The organism is Caballeronia telluris, from assembly GCF_001544495.1.
In the GTDB taxonomy this organism is placed as follows: domain Bacteria; phylum Pseudomonadota; class Gammaproteobacteria; order Burkholderiales; family Burkholderiaceae; genus Caballeronia; species Caballeronia telluris.
In genome coordinates, this window is the sequence record NZ_FCNZ02000009.1 from 124,157 (window position 1) to 137,623 (window position 13,467).

Consider the following 13,467-nt stretch of genomic DNA (forward strand, 5'->3'; position numbering starts at 1 on the left):
GCGCATTGTAACTCTAATTATGGGACGGGCAATATTGTTCTGTGACAGGGGTTTTCCTGCATTGCAACCGCACTTTTCGACCGATTTTCGCGCGGAGGCGCAACCAGGTTGCGATCCGCATCTGTGCAGCAGTTGCACCAAAAATGTAAGTGTTTGCCAGGCGGCGGATTGTAAGGTTCGGCAAGGCTGAATGGGGTAAGGGAATGCCCTTACTTCGAAGCCATCCTCGATTTGAGCGAAACGCACCAGAAAAGTGCATTCGTCGGCTTGTGCCGTCGGATACATCGCGCTATGGAGTGTTATTTATCTTGTACGCGATATATTCGCGGCAAACAAAAGCGCCCCGAGGGGCGCTTCTATTGTGTGCAACGCTTTACTGCGGCAATGCCAGCCCGCGCGGCAAGGGGAAGGAAATCGTTTCCTCGATGCCCTCGAGCGGCCGCACGCTCGACACGCCGAGTTCGCGCAACCGCGCAATCACCGCCTGCGCGAGCACTTCCGGCGCGGACGCGCCCGCCGTGACGCCGATGCGCTTCTTGCCTTCGACCCATTTCGGATCGATCTGCGTCGGCGAATCGACCATGTAGGCCGGGATGCCGCGCTTTTCGGCCACTTCGCGCAGACGGCTCGAATTCGAGCTGTTCGGGCTGCCGACCACGATCACCACGTCGCACTGCGGCGCGAGAAACTTCACCGCGTCCTGGCGATTCTGCGTCGCGTAGCAAATGTCCTGCTTCTTCGGCTCCTTCACCGCCGGATAACGCGTTTTCAGCGCGTCGATGATGGCCGAGGCGTCGTCGACGGAAAGCGTCGTCTGCGTCACGTAGGCGATGCGCTCGGGATTCGGCAACGCGAGCGCCATGACGTCCTCGATATCTTCGACCAGATGCATGCCCTCGCCCGACTGCCCCATCGTGCCTTCCACTTCCGGATGGCCCTTGTGGCCGATCATCACGATATCGAAGCCTTCCTGGCGCATCTTCGCGACTTCCATGTGGACCTTGGTCACGAGCGGACAGGTGGCATCGAACACGCGCAGGCCGCGCGTTTCGGCTTCCGCCCGAACCGCCTTCGACACGCCGTGCGCGCTGAAGATCAGCGTGCTGCCGGACGGCACGTCCGCGAGGTCCTCGATGAAGATTGCGCCCTTCTTGCGCAGATCCTCGACGACATAGGCGTTGTGCACGATTTCGTGTCGCACGTAGATGGGCGCGCCGAACAGCTTGATCGCGCGCTCGACGATTTCGATTGCGCGATCGACGCCCGCGCAGAACCCGCGCGGCTGCGCGAGGAGGATTTCGACATCGGTCAGGGTGTCAGCGAGGCTCATGGCTACAGAATTCCGATGATTTTCACTTCAAACGCCAGCGCCTGGCCGGCAAGCGGGTGGTTGAAATCGAACAGCGCCGAGGTTTCGCCCACTTCCTTCAGCACGCCCGCATAGCGGCCGCCGCCCGGCGCATTGAATTCGACGAGATCGCCCGGAGAAAAATCCTCGTTGATCATGCTGTTTTCGCGCAGCGTCGCGAGCGACACGCGCTGGAGCAGCTCGGGATTTCGGGGACCGAACGCCTGCTCCGGCGTTAGCTGAAAGGTCGAATGGTGGCCGACCTTCAGGCCGAGCAGAATGTCTTCGAGCGGCGGCGCGAGCTGGCCTGCGCCGAGCAGGAGCGTCGCGGGCTTGTCGGTGAAGGTGTTGACGATGTCGGCGCCATCGGCCAGCGCGAGCCGGTAGTGAAGCGTGACGTGCGAACCGGGTTTCACCTCGGAGATATCGATGATGCTCATGTGTATTGGATGTAACCGAACAGTCAGAGACGGCGCGCGCGCAATATTCGCCGCGAATGCCATGCGCCGCGGCGCGCCAAACCGCCATTGTAAGCCAAGGTCGGCGACCGACGTGCCGCGCGGATTCATCGCGCGTGACGGGCCGTACTATATGGAGGCGCGGCTGTGTCTCACCGTGCGGAGGCTCGCATGACGGCCGCGCTGAGGCTGGTCGGGGGCGCCGACGACCTCGCCAAGCCGATGAAATCCGCGCCGCGCGTGTCCCCGATTCGCGACTGGGCCGAAGGCGAACGGCCTCGCGAGCGGCTGCTCGGCGCCGGTGCCGCTTCGCTCTCGGACGCGGAACTGTTCGCCCTCTTCCTTCATTCCGGCATTCCGGGCCGGACCGCCGTCGACCTCGCGCGCGAACTGCTCGCGCACTTCGGCACCCTGCGCAGCGTCCTCGATGCGTCCGCGACACAGCTTTGCGCGCTGCGCGGCATCGGGCCCGCGCGGGCGGCGCAGTTGCTGGCGGTGTCCGAGCTGTGCCGGCGCGCGCTCGCGGAGCGCGCCCGCGAGCGCGCGCTGCTGGATTCGCCGGGCGCGGTCGAAGACTATCTGAAGATGCTGATCGGCACGCGTCCGTATGAGGTCTTCGTGTGCCTCTATCTCGACGCGCGCCATCAGTTGCTGCTCGCGGAGGAATCGGCGCGCGGCTCGATTACGCGCGTCGCGGTGTATCCGCGCGAAATCGTGCGGCGCGCGCTGACGCTGAACGCGGCGGGTTTGATCGTCGCGCATAATCACCCGTCGGGAGGCGTCGCGCCGAGCGCCAACGACCGCCGGCTCACGCGCACGCTGCAGGACGCACTGACACTCATCGATGTCAGGCTGCTCGATCATCTGGTCGTCGCCTCGAACGATGTATTCTCTTTCGCACGACAGGGCTGGATTTGAGGCAAAAGTGCGCGGGCCGGGACGCCATCTCAATCGGAACGAAACCAAAAAGGCTTGATATTGCTGGGTTTTTGCTGCTAGAATCTCGGTTTGCTTCTTTCAACCAACCTGTTCCGAGCGCGGAATGTTAGTGGGGTTGCTCCTTGGTAATGCCGTCAAAGGCATGCGCACCGGGGGTTTCACCAGGCGTTCGAACTCAGAATTTCAGCGTATTAGGAGTGCTCTCATGGCACGCGTATGCCAAGTAACTGGGAAAGCGCCGATGAGCGGCAACAACGTTTCCCACGCGAACAACCGTACCAAGCGTCGTTTCCTGCCGAACCTGCAGAACCGTCGTTTCTTCGTTGAAAGCGAAAACCGTTGGGTCCGCCTGCGCCTGTCGAATGCCGGCCTTCGCCTGATCGACAAGAACGGTATCGACGCTGTGCTCGCAGACCTGCGCGCACGCGGTGAAGTCTAAGGAGCACTGAAATGGCCAAGGGCGCACGCGACAAAATCAAGCTCGAATCGACCGCAGGTACGGGTCACTTCTATACCACGACGAAGAACAAGCGCAACATGCCGGAAAAGATGTTGATCAAGAAGTTCGATCCCGTCGTCCGCAAGCACGTCGAGTATAAAGAAACCAAGATCAAGTAAATCTGGTTTCAGCGAGTTTGACGAAGACAGCAAAAAGCCCCGCGAATGCGGGGCTTTTTGCATTGGCTCGGCAAATGAGCACGCTATTGAGCGTTCGGCCGACTGTCCGTCCCGGAATTTGCCCGGTATCCTTGCTGGTTACTGTTCTCCGCGCAAGGAGGACGAGCGACTAGACGGCATAACGACGGAGAAGCGGTAGCATGAATTTCGACGTAGCAATCGTAGGCAGCGGCCTGGCGGGACTCAGCGTCGCGTTGAATCTCGCCCAGACACGGCGCGTCGCGATCATCGCCAAGCGCACCGTCAGCGACGGCGCGAGCGACTGGGCGCAAGGCGGCATCGCCGCTGTGCTCGACTCTGCCGACAGCACGGACAACCACGTCGAAGACACGCTCATCGCCGGCGGCGGACTGTGCGACGAGGCCGCGACGCGCTTCATCGTCGAGAACGGGCGCGCGGCCATCGAATGGCTGATCAAGGAAGGCGTGCCGTTCACGAAGGATGTGTCCGCCGAACTCGGCTTTCATCTGACGCGCGAAGGCGGCCACAGTCACCGGCGCATCATCCACGCCGCCGACGCAACCGGCCACGCAGTCGTCTCGACGCTCAACGAGCGCGTGCGCAATCATCCGAACATCACCGTCCTCGAAGATCACTACGCGATCGACCTGATCACGTCCGATCGTCTCGGCCTGCCGGGGCATCGCTGTCACGGCCTGTATGCGCTCGATCTGGCGAGCGGCCGCACGGTGACGATCGAGGCGCCGCAAACGGTCCTCGCGACCGGCGGCGCGGGCAAAGTCTACCTGTACACGACCAACCCCGACACGGCGACCGGCGACGGCATCGCGATGGCATGGCGCGCGGGCTGCCGCGTGTCGAACATGGAATTCATCCAGTTCCATCCCACCTGCCTGTTCCATCCGTACGCAAAATCCTTCCTGATTTCGGAAGCCGTGCGCGGCGAAGGCGGCATCCTGCGTCTGCCCGATGGCACGCGCTTCATGCCCGCGCACGACGAGCGCGCGGAACTCGCGCCGCGCGACATCGTCGCCCGCGCGATCGACTTCGAGATCAAGAAGCGCGGCATCGATTGCGTGTATCTCGACATCAGCCATCAGCCGCGAGCGTTCCTCGAAGAACATTTTCCGACGATCCTCGCGCGCTGCCGCGAGTTCGGCATCGACATCGCGAAGCAGCCGATTCCCGTCGTGCCGGCGGCGCATTACACGTGCGGCGGCGTCGTGACCGATCTGGCGGGGCGAACCGATCGCGCGGGCCTGTATGCCGTCGGCGAGACGTCGTGCACGGGGCTGCACGGCGCGAACCGGCTTGCGAGCAATTCGCTGCTCGAATGTCTTGTGGTGGGTCGCGCGGCGGCTCAGGCAATCGAAGCCGCGGGTTTCTCGGCGGGCTGTCACGCGCCGCTGCCCGACTGGGACGAGAGCCGCGTCTCCGATCCGGACGAGGAAGTCGTCGTCGCGCACAACTGGGACGAGCTGCGCCGGCTGATGTGGAATTACGTGGGCATCGTGCGCACCGACAAGCGGCTCGCACGCGCGCAGCACCGGATCGCGCTGCTGCGCGAGGAGATCCACGAGTACTACGCGAATTTCAAGGTGAGCCGCGATCTGCTGGAGCTGCGCAATCTGGTCGACGTGGCGTCGTTGATCGTGGAAAGCGCGTGTTCGCGGCGCGAAAGCCGCGGGTTGCACTTCAGCCGCGACTGGCCCGACACGCTGCCGAAGGCGCTGCCAACCGTGCTGACGCCGCCCGTAGCCCGCCGGCGTCAGGTCTGAGCGGCGCGGCCGGAATCAGACGAGCCGCATCGAAAAATCGGTTGCGCGCACGTCTTTCGTGAGCGCGCCGATCGAGATCCGGTCGACACCGGTTTCGGCAATCTGACGAACGGTCTCGAAATTGACGCCGCCGGACACTTCGAGCACGGCCCGCCCGGCGGTGATGCGCACGGCGTCGCGCATGGCGTCGAAGCTGAAGTTGTCGAGCAGGATCGATTCCGCGCGATGCGCGAGCGCCGACTCCAACTGTTCGAGCGTTTCCACTTCGATCTGGACCGGCACGCCCGCGTTCAGGGCAAGCGCCGCGTCCATCGCGGCGCCCACGCCGCCCGCCGCCGCGATGTGGTTTTCCTTGATCAGAATACCGTCGTAGAGCGCGAGCCGCTGATTCGCGCCGCCGCCGACGCGCACTGCGTACTTCTGCGCGAGCCGCAAGCCCGGCAGCGTCTTGCGCGTATCGAGGATGCGCGCACGCGAGCCCTCGATCGCATCGACGAAACGGCGCGTCGCGCTCGCCACGCCCGAGAGCAGTTGCAGGAAGTTGAGCCCGTTGCGCTCGGCGGTCAACAGCGCGCGCGCCGGGCCGTGCAGCAGCACGACCGGCGTGTTCGCGGCCATCCGGTCGCCCTCGCGATACTGCCATTCGACGTCGATCGACGGGTCGACGCGCCGCATTACTTCGTTGAACCACGGCACGCCGCACAGCACCGCTTCCTCGCGAACCGTGATGCGCGCGGTACGGCGCGTATCCGCGGGAACGAGACGGCCGGTCTGGTCGCCGCTGCCGATGTCCTCGGCGAGCGCATCGGTAACATTGCGGGCCAGCGCGGCGTCGAACGCCTCGCCGTACTGCGCCCGAATCTGCGCGTAGAGCGGCGACACGAAATCGCTCGAATCCTTCGTCGCCATCACGCCGCTCCCACGTTCGAGAACAGCGCGCCGTCCTTCGCGAGATCGCCGCTCGCCTGCACGCGCTTCTTGTGGCGCGCCGCGAAATCGAGCATTCGGTCGATCGGCAGACGCGCGCGCGCGCCGATCGCCGGATCGACAGAAATTTCGTTGTGGCCGCGCTCCAGCACTTCGGCCAGGTTGCTAAGGCCGTTCATCGCCATCCACGGGCAATGCGCGCAACTCTTGCAGGTCGCGCTGTTGCCGGCGGTCGGCGCCTCGATGAACGTCTTGCCCGGCGCCGCGAGCCGCATCTTGTGCAGAATCCCGAGGTCCGTCGCGACGATAAAGCGCGTTGCGTCCAGGCGGACGGCGGCATCGATCAGTTGCGTCGTCGAGCCGACCACGTCGGCGAGGGCCACGACTGCTTCCGGCGATTCTGGATGAACCAGGATTTTGGCGTCGGGATACTGGGCGCGCAGCAGGTCGAGTTCGATACCTTTGAACTCGTCGTGGACGAGACACGAACCTTGCCACAGCAGCATGTCGGCGCCCGTCTTCTTCTGGATGTAGCCTCCGAGATGGCGATCCGGCGCCCACAGGATCTTCTCGCCGCGCGCGTGCAGGTCGGCGACGATTTCGAGTCCGATCGACGACGTGACCATCCAGTCCGCCCGCGCCTTCACGGCCGCGCTCGTGTTCGCATACACGACGACCGTCCGGTCCGGATGCGCGTCGCAGAACGCGGAGAATTCGTCGGCGGGACAGCCGAGGTCGAGCGAACAGGTCGCGTCGAGATCCGGCATCAGCACGCGCTTTTCCGGGCTCAGGATCTTCGCGGTCTCGCCCATGAAACGCACGCCGGCGACCACCAGCGTACCCGCCGCGTGATCGCGCCCGAAGCGCGCCATCTCGAGCGAATCCGCGACACAGCCGCCGGTTTCGTCGGCGAGTTCCTGCAACTCCGCATCGACATAATAGTGCGCGACCAGCACGGCCTTCTCGCGTTTGAGCAATGCCCGGATCTGCTCTTTCAGTTCCCGCTTACGCGCGGCCGACGGCGCATCCGGCACTTTCGCCCACGCCTCGCCCACTCCGCACGTCAAGCCGTGCGGCCGATCGTATTCGACGCTCCTGATGCTTGCTTCCATGTTGTCCTCTGTCTCCTGTCGACCGGAGTACGCGCTGCGCCTTGCTCTGGTCCCATGCCACGGTTGCTGCCTTCTTTCTCGCGAAGTTCGGCCGCCCAAAAACAAAGACCCCGCCAGAGCGGGGTCTTGTGACGTCATCAAATTTTAACGGATAACGCGTACCTGAGCGCGTACCCGGGACAGCGATCGATCAGGCGTAGCGACGCAGACGAATCGCGAAATCCTGCAGCGCCTTGATGCCGCTTTGTTCAGCACGATGGCACCAGTCCTGCAATTGCACGAGCAGTTGTTCGCGCGAAGCATTCGACCGGTCCCACATCGCCGCCAGATCCTTGCGCAGTTCGATCAGAGTGCGCAGCTTCTGGTTGTCCGAGAAGATTTCCGGCAGTTGCTGGCGCTGCGGCTCGTTCAGGCCGTCTTCTTCCTTGTGGAACCAGTTGCGCGCGCCGTGCATCAACTGGTACTTTTCGCGGGCGCCGGCTTCCTTCAGCTTCGCGAGTTCCTGGCGATACGCGTGCTTCAGCGTCTTGCCGTAACGCGCCATCACTTCGTAGCGGTTCGCGAGCACGGCCTGCAGCGTGTCGTTGTCGAGCACGGGCTTGGTGGCGGCCAAGCGCGGCGTCGGCGCGACCTTCTTCACCTTCGCGAGCTTGAACGCCGACATGATGCGGATATACATCCAGCCGATATCGAACTCGTACCACTTGTTCGACAGCTTCGCCGACGTCGCGTACGTGTGGTGATTGTTGTGCAGCTCTTCGCCGCCGATGATGATGCCGAGCGGGAAGATGTTCGTGCTGGCGTCGCCGGAATTGAAGTTGCGATAACCCCACCAGTGCGCGAGACCGTTCACGACGCCCGCGGCCCAGAACGGAATCCAGATCATCTGCACGGCCCACACGCTCAGGCCCACGATGCCGAACAGCGCGACGTCGATAACCATCATGATGCTGATGCCGAGGATCGGATAGCGCGTGTAGATATTGCGCTCGATCCAGTCGTTCGGCGTGCCGTGGCTGAACTTGCGCATCGTCTCTTCGTTCTTCGCTTCCGTACGATAGAGTTCGGCGCCTTGGAGCAGCACTTTCCAGATGCCGCGCGTCTGCGGGCTGTGCGGGTCTTCTTCGGTTTCGCATTTCGCGTGGTGCTTGCGGTGAATCGCAGCCCACTGGCCGGTCAGCATGCCGGTGGTCATCCACAGCCAGAAACGGAAGAAGTGGCTCGCGATCGGATGCAGCTCCAGCGCGCGGTGCGCCTGGCAGCGATGCAAATAGACCGTGACGCCGATGATCGTGATGTGGGTCATCACGAGGGTGAAGAGCAGGATCTGCCACCAGGAAAAGTCGAGCAATCCGTTGGCGAGAAAATCAAGCGAGGAATTCAGCAAGGCAATTTACCTGTTGAGGCGGAAAAAATGGCCGGTCGAAAAGCATCTTCGACGTGTGTTGGGCGCGTGAAAGAAATGCGCAGGAGTTCGATCGCATTCTACTTCAAGCGTTCCAAGTCGTTGTGCCAAAGGAGAAATTTTTTGATTGGCGCCAAAATAAGGAAGATTCGAACTGCATCCAGACCACGCGTTTTCCGTGAGATCGGCGAGATTTCGGCGATCAGGCCGGCGATTGCCGACCGTTTGTGCTAGTGACAGATGCCGATCGCGTCACAATTTCCGAATTGGTCGGCGTCGCGGCCGCGCCGTCGATGATCCTGATCTCGCGCTGCGCGTAGGGAATTTCAATGCCGTGCTCGGAAAAAAGGCGCCAGATGTTCCGATTCACCTGCGATTTAACGCCACCCGTCCCCTTCGCGGCGTCCTCGATCCAGAAGCTCAGTTCGAGGTTGATGCCGTCCGCGCCGAAGCTCGCGAGAAGCGCGACGGGCGCCGGGTCCTGCAACACGCGCTCGACGCCTTGCGTGGCGTCGGCGAACAGTTTCATCGCGAATTCGACGTCGCACCGGTAGCTGACCTGCACGGCCACCTTCGCGTTGCCGCGCGTCAGGAACGACGAATGGTTCTGTACGACATCGGTGATGAGCTTTTCGTTCGGAATCAGCGTTTCGATGCCGTCGAGGCCGCGCACGATCGTGTAGCGCGTGCGGATCTGCGTGACCGTGCCCTGGAAGTTCGCGACGTTGATCATGTCGCCGAGCCTGAGCGAGCGGTCGAGCAGGATGATGAAGCCGGACACGTAGTTGCTCGCGATCTTCTGCAGGCCGAAGCCGAGCCCGACGCCCAGCGCGCCGCCGAACACGCCGAGCACGGTGACGTCGATGCCGACGATCGACAGGCTGATCAGGATCGCCGCGAGAATCATCAGCGCCCGGCCGACCCGCGCGAGCACGACCTTGACGTTGGCGTCGAGCGAGCGCGCGCGCATCAGGCGGTCGTCGAGCGCGGCGCCCGCCCACATCGCGACGATCAGCGTCACGCACACCCAGAGCACGCCCGACGCGAGCGACAGCAGCGTCATGTGCGCGTTCGCCAGGTTGAAGCGCACGCTCGCCATCCAGCGCACGACGTCTTCCTGGATGCCCATGACGGTAAGCAGCATCGCGACCCAGACGAGCGCCGTCACGACCTTCTCGAAGAGAAAGAGCAGCGCGCTCGCCTCGCCGCCGCGGCTGAAAACGCGCCGCGCGACGTAGAACATCGTGTAGATGACGGTGATGCCGAGGAGCGGCACGAGCGCGAGCCGCAGTAGCGCCGTGTGCATGAACTGCGACATCACGACCTGCGCGATCGAGACGAGCACCGTGCCGAGCAGCGGAAAGAGCGCCTTGTTGAGGCTCTCGGCGCCGAAGCGCAACGCCTCGAAGCGCGACTGGCGCCGTTCTTCGAGCCGTCGCCGCAGAATGCGCGCCAGCCACCACGCCACGGCGAGCGAGCCGAACAGCACGATCACCTGCCAGATCGCCGCGGCCTCGCCGAAATCGCGGACGATCCCGCTGAGCATGTGCGGAAAGTAGGCGTCCTGCATGCTCGCGGGCACGTCGCTTACTCCGAAGGCGCGTCTTCCGGCGCTTCCGGCGCTTCCGGTGTTTCGGCCGCCGCTTGCGCCTTGGCCGGCGCGGGCACGCGTTCGAGCACGGCGGCGAAGAAACCGTCGGTGCCGTGCTTGTGCGGCCACAGCGACAAATAGTCGCCGGTGTCGAGGTCGATGCGCTGTTCCGCGAGCACCTCGCGCGCCGGAATCAGCTTGAATTGCGGATGCGTCGCGAGAAATTGCGTGACGACGCCTTCGTTTTCCGCCTCGAGCATGCTGCAGGTCGCATACACCAGCCGCCCGCCGACTTTCACGAGCCGCGCGGCGCTCGACAGAATCGAGAGCTGCTTGGGGGCGAGTTCCGCGACCGAGTCCGGCGACTGCCGCCATTTCAGGTCAGGATTGCGGCGCAGCGTGCCGAGGCCGGAGCACGGCGCATCGACGAGCACGCGGTCGATCTTGCCCGCGAGGCGCTTGATCTTGGCGTCGTGCTCGCTGTCGATCAGCACCGGATTCACGTTCGACAAACCGCTTCGCGCAAGGCGCGGCTTGAGCTTCGCGAGACGCCGGTCGGAGACGTCGAACGCGTAGAGACGGCCGGTCGAGCGCATCATCGCGCCGAGTGCGAGCGTCTTGCCGCCCGCGCCCGCGCAAAAGTCGACGATCATCTCGCCGCGCTTGGGCGCCACGAGCGAACAGAGCAACTGGCTGCCCTCGTCCTGCACCTCGATCCAGCCCTCCTGGAACGCGGCCAGGCGCGTAAGCGCAGGCTTGCCGTCGACGCGCACGCCGAACGGCGCGAACGGCATTTCGCCCGCGTCGATGCCGGCTTCGGTCAGCGCCTTCACGACCGCGTCGCGGGTCGCCTTGATCGGATTCGCGCGCAGATCGAGCGGCGCCGGGTAATTCAGCGCGGCGGCGAGCTTCGCGAGTTCCTCGGCGTCGAAACGCTTCGCCATCGCGTCGTAGATCCACTGCGGCAGATTCGTGCGCACGCGCACCGGCAGGCTCGCCGGATCGATCTTCGAGACTTGCGTGAGCCACTGATGCTCGTCGGCGGAGACGAACGGCTTGATCGCCGAAAGTCCCGCCGTCTGCATCAGGCCGAGCAGCGCGAGACGCCGCGCCTGATTGCCGCTGCCGCTCTCGGCGAGGTGCGAAAACTCCATTTTCCGGCGCAGCACCGCGAACACCGCTTCGGCGATCACGCCGCGCTCGTTGTGGCCAAGCTTCGGATGCGCGCGGAAAAAGCGGCTCGTGGCGGCGTCGGCCGGGCCCGAAAACCGCAGTACGTCCGCAATCAGCGTTTCAGTTTGTCCAATCAGAAATCCATGCAGCCTCATACGCCCTCCCCGGCAATGTCGGCAAAGAGCCATTGCGGCTCCGGTGGCGTGAGCACGACGCGCTCGCCGTCGATGGCAAGACGCCCTTCGACGAACCAGCGCACCGCACGCGGGTAAATAGTGTGTTCGACGGCTAGCACGCGCGCGGCGAGCGCGGCCGCGTCGTCGCCGGCCATCACCGGCACGGCGGCCTGCGCCACGATCGGCCCGTGATCGAGCGTCGGCGTGACGAAATGGACGCTCGCCCCATGCACGCGCACGCCGGCGTCGAGCGCCTGCTGGTGCGTGCGCAAGCCCGGAAAGCACGGCAAAAGCGACGGATGGACGTTCAGCATGCGCCCGGCGTAGTGGTCGACGAAACCGTCGGTCAGGACGCGCATGAAGCCTGCCAGCACGACGAGATCGGGCGCAAACTGGTCGATGGCGGCGGCGAGCGCGCGGTCGAAGGCGGCGCGATCGGCGTAATCACGATGATCGACGACCGCGGTCTCGATGCCGTTGGCGGCGGCGAATCCGAGGCCGGCGGCGTCCGGCCGGTTCGATACGACGGCGCGAACCTCGGCCGGCCAGCCGTCGCGCGCAGCAGCGCGCACGACGGCTTCCATGTTGGTTCCTCGCCCGGAAATCAGAATGACGATTTTTTTCATCCGCGGATTTTATCATTCGGCGCTGCGAAAACCGTGCCAAAACGGGGCGCCGGCGCCGTGCATCCGTGTGAGCGTTTATAATCGAACGCTTTGCTGCATTCGCCCGAGCCCCGGTCCGGCCGAGGCGGCGAAGATCAGCCCAAAGAGCCCAACCACCGACCATCCGCCATCGTGAGAGTCTTTCGCGGCCTACCCAATGCCGAGAGCCGGGCGCCCTGCGCACTGACCATCGGCAATTTCGACGGTGTCCACCGCGGCCACCAGGCGCTGCTCGCGCGCGTGCGGGCCGCCGCCGACGCGCGCGGCCTGCCGGTCTGCGTGATGACCTTCGAGCCGCATCCGCGCGAGTTTTTCAATCCGGCCGGCGCGCCGCCGCGCATCGCGATGCTGCGCGACAAGCTGGAAGCGCTGCGCACGAACGGCGTCGACCGCGTGGTGGTCGAGCATTTCAACCGCACGTTCGCCGGGCAGTCGCCGGATACGTTCGTCGAAAACATCATCGTGAACGGCCTGCACGCGCGCTGGGTCATGATCGGCGACGACTTTCGCTACGGCGCGAAGCGCGCCGGCGATTTCGCGTCGCTCAAGGCCGCGGGCGAGCAGCACGGCTTCGAAGTCGAGCAGATGGCGACCGTCGCGCATCCGAACGGCGCGCGCATTTCGTCGTCGTCGGTGCGGGCCTCGCTCGTCGCGGGCGATCTCGAGGCCGCGCACGTCGCGCTCGGCCGTCCCTACGTGATCAGCGGGCATGTCGTGCATGGCGCGAAGCTCGGCCGCGATCTCGGCTTTCCGACGCTGAACCTGCCGATCGCCCACAAGCGGCCGGCGGCGGCGGGCATCTTCGTCGTGCGCGTGCATGGGCTTGCAGCCGAGCCGCTGCCGGCGGTCGCGAGCCTCGGCCTGCGCCCGACCGTCGACGACTCGGGCCGCGTGCTGCTCGAAGTCCACCTGCTCGACTGGCACGGCGACGCGTACGGCAAGCTCGTGCGCGTCGAATTCCTGAAGAAACTGCGCGATGAGGAGAAGTTCATCGACCTCGACACGCTGACGGCCGCGATCGCGCGCGATGTCGCCCATGCGCGCGAGTATTTCGCGACGAGCGGCGGCCGGCCCGGCAACGCCAACGGCCACGTGAGCGCGTCCACGGGCTCGAGCACGACGAGCAGCGCAAGCGGCTTCGCCACATCGGCGACCGACCGAATTAGGTGAGCGCGCGGCGCTGTTCCACACGCGCCGCCCGCTGCCTCGCTTAAAAGCCGTTCTCGGCGCGCCAACCCGACAACCCGGCGCCGCCC

Annotated in this window: 13 protein-coding genes; 5 read left to right on the forward strand and 8 right to left on the reverse strand. The window is 64.6% G+C overall.

Going from position 1 to position 13,467, the window contains the following annotated elements:
• Positions 1-373: 373 nt before the first annotated feature.
• Together ispH and AWB66_RS13765 are read right to left on the reverse strand one after the other, a co-directional pair.
• Positions 374-1,330: a 4-hydroxy-3-methylbut-2-enyl diphosphate reductase gene (gene ispH / locus AWB66_RS13760; protein ID WP_087630833.1), complete on the reverse strand. Its 957-nt coding sequence runs from the start codon at positions 1,328-1,330 to the stop codon at positions 374-376.
• Between the two features lie 2 nt (positions 1,331-1,332).
• Positions 1,333-1,788, reverse strand: coding sequence for an FKBP-type peptidyl-prolyl cis-trans isomerase (locus tag AWB66_RS13765; RefSeq protein ID WP_087630834.1), 456 nt, complete (start codon positions 1,786-1,788; stop codon positions 1,333-1,335).
• A gap of 240 nt (positions 1,789-2,028) precedes the next feature.
• Here AWB66_RS13765 and radC point away from each other — a divergent pair, with 240 nt between their 5' ends.
• From radC to nadB, 4 genes are all read left to right on the forward strand, one after another.
• A complete protein-coding gene (gene radC, locus AWB66_RS13770) occupies positions 2,029-2,724 on the forward strand; it encodes a RadC family protein (protein ID WP_235021113.1) in 696 nt (231 codons plus the stop codon).
• 226 nt (positions 2,725-2,950) lie between these two features.
• Positions 2,951-3,184, forward strand: a complete 234-nt coding sequence (gene rpmB / locus AWB66_RS13775; RefSeq protein ID WP_087630836.1) for a 50S ribosomal protein L28 — start codon at positions 2,951-2,953, stop codon at positions 3,182-3,184.
• 11 nt (positions 3,185-3,195) lie between these two features.
• Positions 3,196-3,363: a 50S ribosomal protein L33 gene (gene rpmG, locus AWB66_RS13780; RefSeq protein ID WP_007180630.1), complete on the forward strand. Its 168-nt coding sequence runs from the start codon at positions 3,196-3,198 to the stop codon at positions 3,361-3,363.
• Between the two features lie 200 nt (positions 3,364-3,563).
• Complete coding sequence (gene nadB, locus AWB66_RS13785) at positions 3,564-5,162, forward strand: L-aspartate oxidase (protein ID WP_087630837.1); 1,599 nt, start codon at positions 3,564-3,566, stop codon at positions 5,160-5,162.
• A 15-nt stretch (positions 5,163-5,177) separates the two neighbouring features.
• Here nadB and nadC read toward each other — a convergent pair whose 3' ends face one another.
• The 6 genes from nadC to purN all read right to left on the reverse strand — a co-directional run bounded on the left by nadC (position 5,178) and on the right by purN (position 12,172).
• Positions 5,178-6,071, reverse strand: a complete 894-nt coding sequence (gene nadC / locus AWB66_RS13790) for a carboxylating nicotinate-nucleotide diphosphorylase (RefSeq protein ID WP_087630838.1) — start codon at positions 6,069-6,071, stop codon at positions 5,178-5,180.
• Positions 6,071-7,201 carry a quinolinate synthase NadA gene (gene nadA, locus AWB66_RS13795; RefSeq protein WP_087630839.1) on the reverse strand — a complete coding sequence of 377 codons (1,131 nt, stop codon included), beginning with the start codon at positions 7,199-7,201 and terminating at the stop codon, positions 6,071-6,073. Before nadA ends, nadC begins: the two co-directional genes overlap by 1 nt.
• Before the next feature lie 190 nt (positions 7,202-7,391).
• Positions 7,392-8,588, reverse strand: a complete 1,197-nt coding sequence (locus AWB66_RS13800; RefSeq protein WP_087630840.1) for a DesA family fatty acid desaturase — start codon at positions 8,586-8,588, stop codon at positions 7,392-7,394.
• Between the two features lie 220 nt (positions 8,589-8,808).
• Entirely contained in the window at positions 8,809-10,176 is a 1,368-nt protein-coding gene (locus AWB66_RS13805) for a mechanosensitive ion channel family protein (protein ID WP_087630841.1), read from the reverse strand.
• Between the two features lie 17 nt (positions 10,177-10,193).
• Complete coding sequence (locus AWB66_RS13810) at positions 10,194-11,525, reverse strand: RsmB/NOP family class I SAM-dependent RNA methyltransferase (protein ID WP_087630842.1); 1,332 nt, start codon at positions 11,523-11,525, stop codon at positions 10,194-10,196.
• Positions 11,522-12,172 (reverse strand): phosphoribosylglycinamide formyltransferase, encoded by a 651-nt coding sequence (purN, locus tag AWB66_RS13815; RefSeq protein ID WP_087630843.1) that lies wholly within the window; start codon positions 12,170-12,172, stop codon positions 11,522-11,524. Before purN ends, AWB66_RS13810 begins: the two co-directional genes overlap by 4 nt.
• Before the next feature lie 171 nt (positions 12,173-12,343).
• Here purN and AWB66_RS13820 point away from each other — a divergent pair, with 171 nt between their 5' ends.
• The gene (locus AWB66_RS13820) at positions 12,344-13,381 is read left to right on the forward strand and encodes a bifunctional riboflavin kinase/FAD synthetase (RefSeq protein WP_087630844.1); all 1,038 of its coding nucleotides are present in this window, start codon (positions 12,344-12,346) and stop codon (positions 13,379-13,381) included.
• Positions 13,382-13,467: the final 86 nt, after the last annotated feature.

Bases quoted from the DNA above. Each gene is read 5' to 3' on its own strand.
- ispH (WP_087630833.1), bottom strand. From the start codon at position 1,330: ATGAGCCTCGCTGACACCCTGACCGATGTCGAAATCCTCCTCGCGCAG.
- AWB66_RS13765 (WP_087630834.1), bottom strand. From the start codon at position 1,788: ATGAGCATCATCGATATCTCCGAGGTGAAACCCGGTTCGCACGTCACG.
- radC (WP_235021113.1), top strand. From the start codon at position 2,029: ATGAAATCCGCGCCGCGCGTGTCCCCGATTCGCGACTGGGCCGAAGGC.
- rpmB (WP_087630836.1), top strand. From the start codon at position 2,951: ATGGCACGCGTATGCCAAGTAACTGGGAAAGCGCCGATGAGCGGCAAC.
- rpmG (WP_007180630.1), top strand. From the start codon at position 3,196: ATGGCCAAGGGCGCACGCGACAAAATCAAGCTCGAATCGACCGCAGGT.
- nadB (WP_087630837.1), top strand. From the start codon at position 3,564: ATGAATTTCGACGTAGCAATCGTAGGCAGCGGCCTGGCGGGACTCAGC.
- nadC (WP_087630838.1), bottom strand. From the start codon at position 6,071: ATGGCGACGAAGGATTCGAGCGATTTCGTGTCGCCGCTCTACGCGCAG.
- nadA (WP_087630839.1), bottom strand. From the start codon at position 7,201: ATGGAAGCAAGCATCAGGAGCGTCGAATACGATCGGCCGCACGGCTTG.
- AWB66_RS13805 (WP_087630841.1), bottom strand. From the start codon at position 10,176: ATGCAGGACGCCTACTTTCCGCACATGCTCAGCGGGATCGTCCGCGAT.
- AWB66_RS13810 (WP_087630842.1), bottom strand. From the start codon at position 11,525: ATGAGGCTGCATGGATTTCTGATTGGACAAACTGAAACGCTGATTGCG.
- purN (WP_087630843.1), bottom strand. From the start codon at position 12,172: ATGAAAAAAATCGTCATTCTGATTTCCGGGCGAGGAACCAACATGGAA.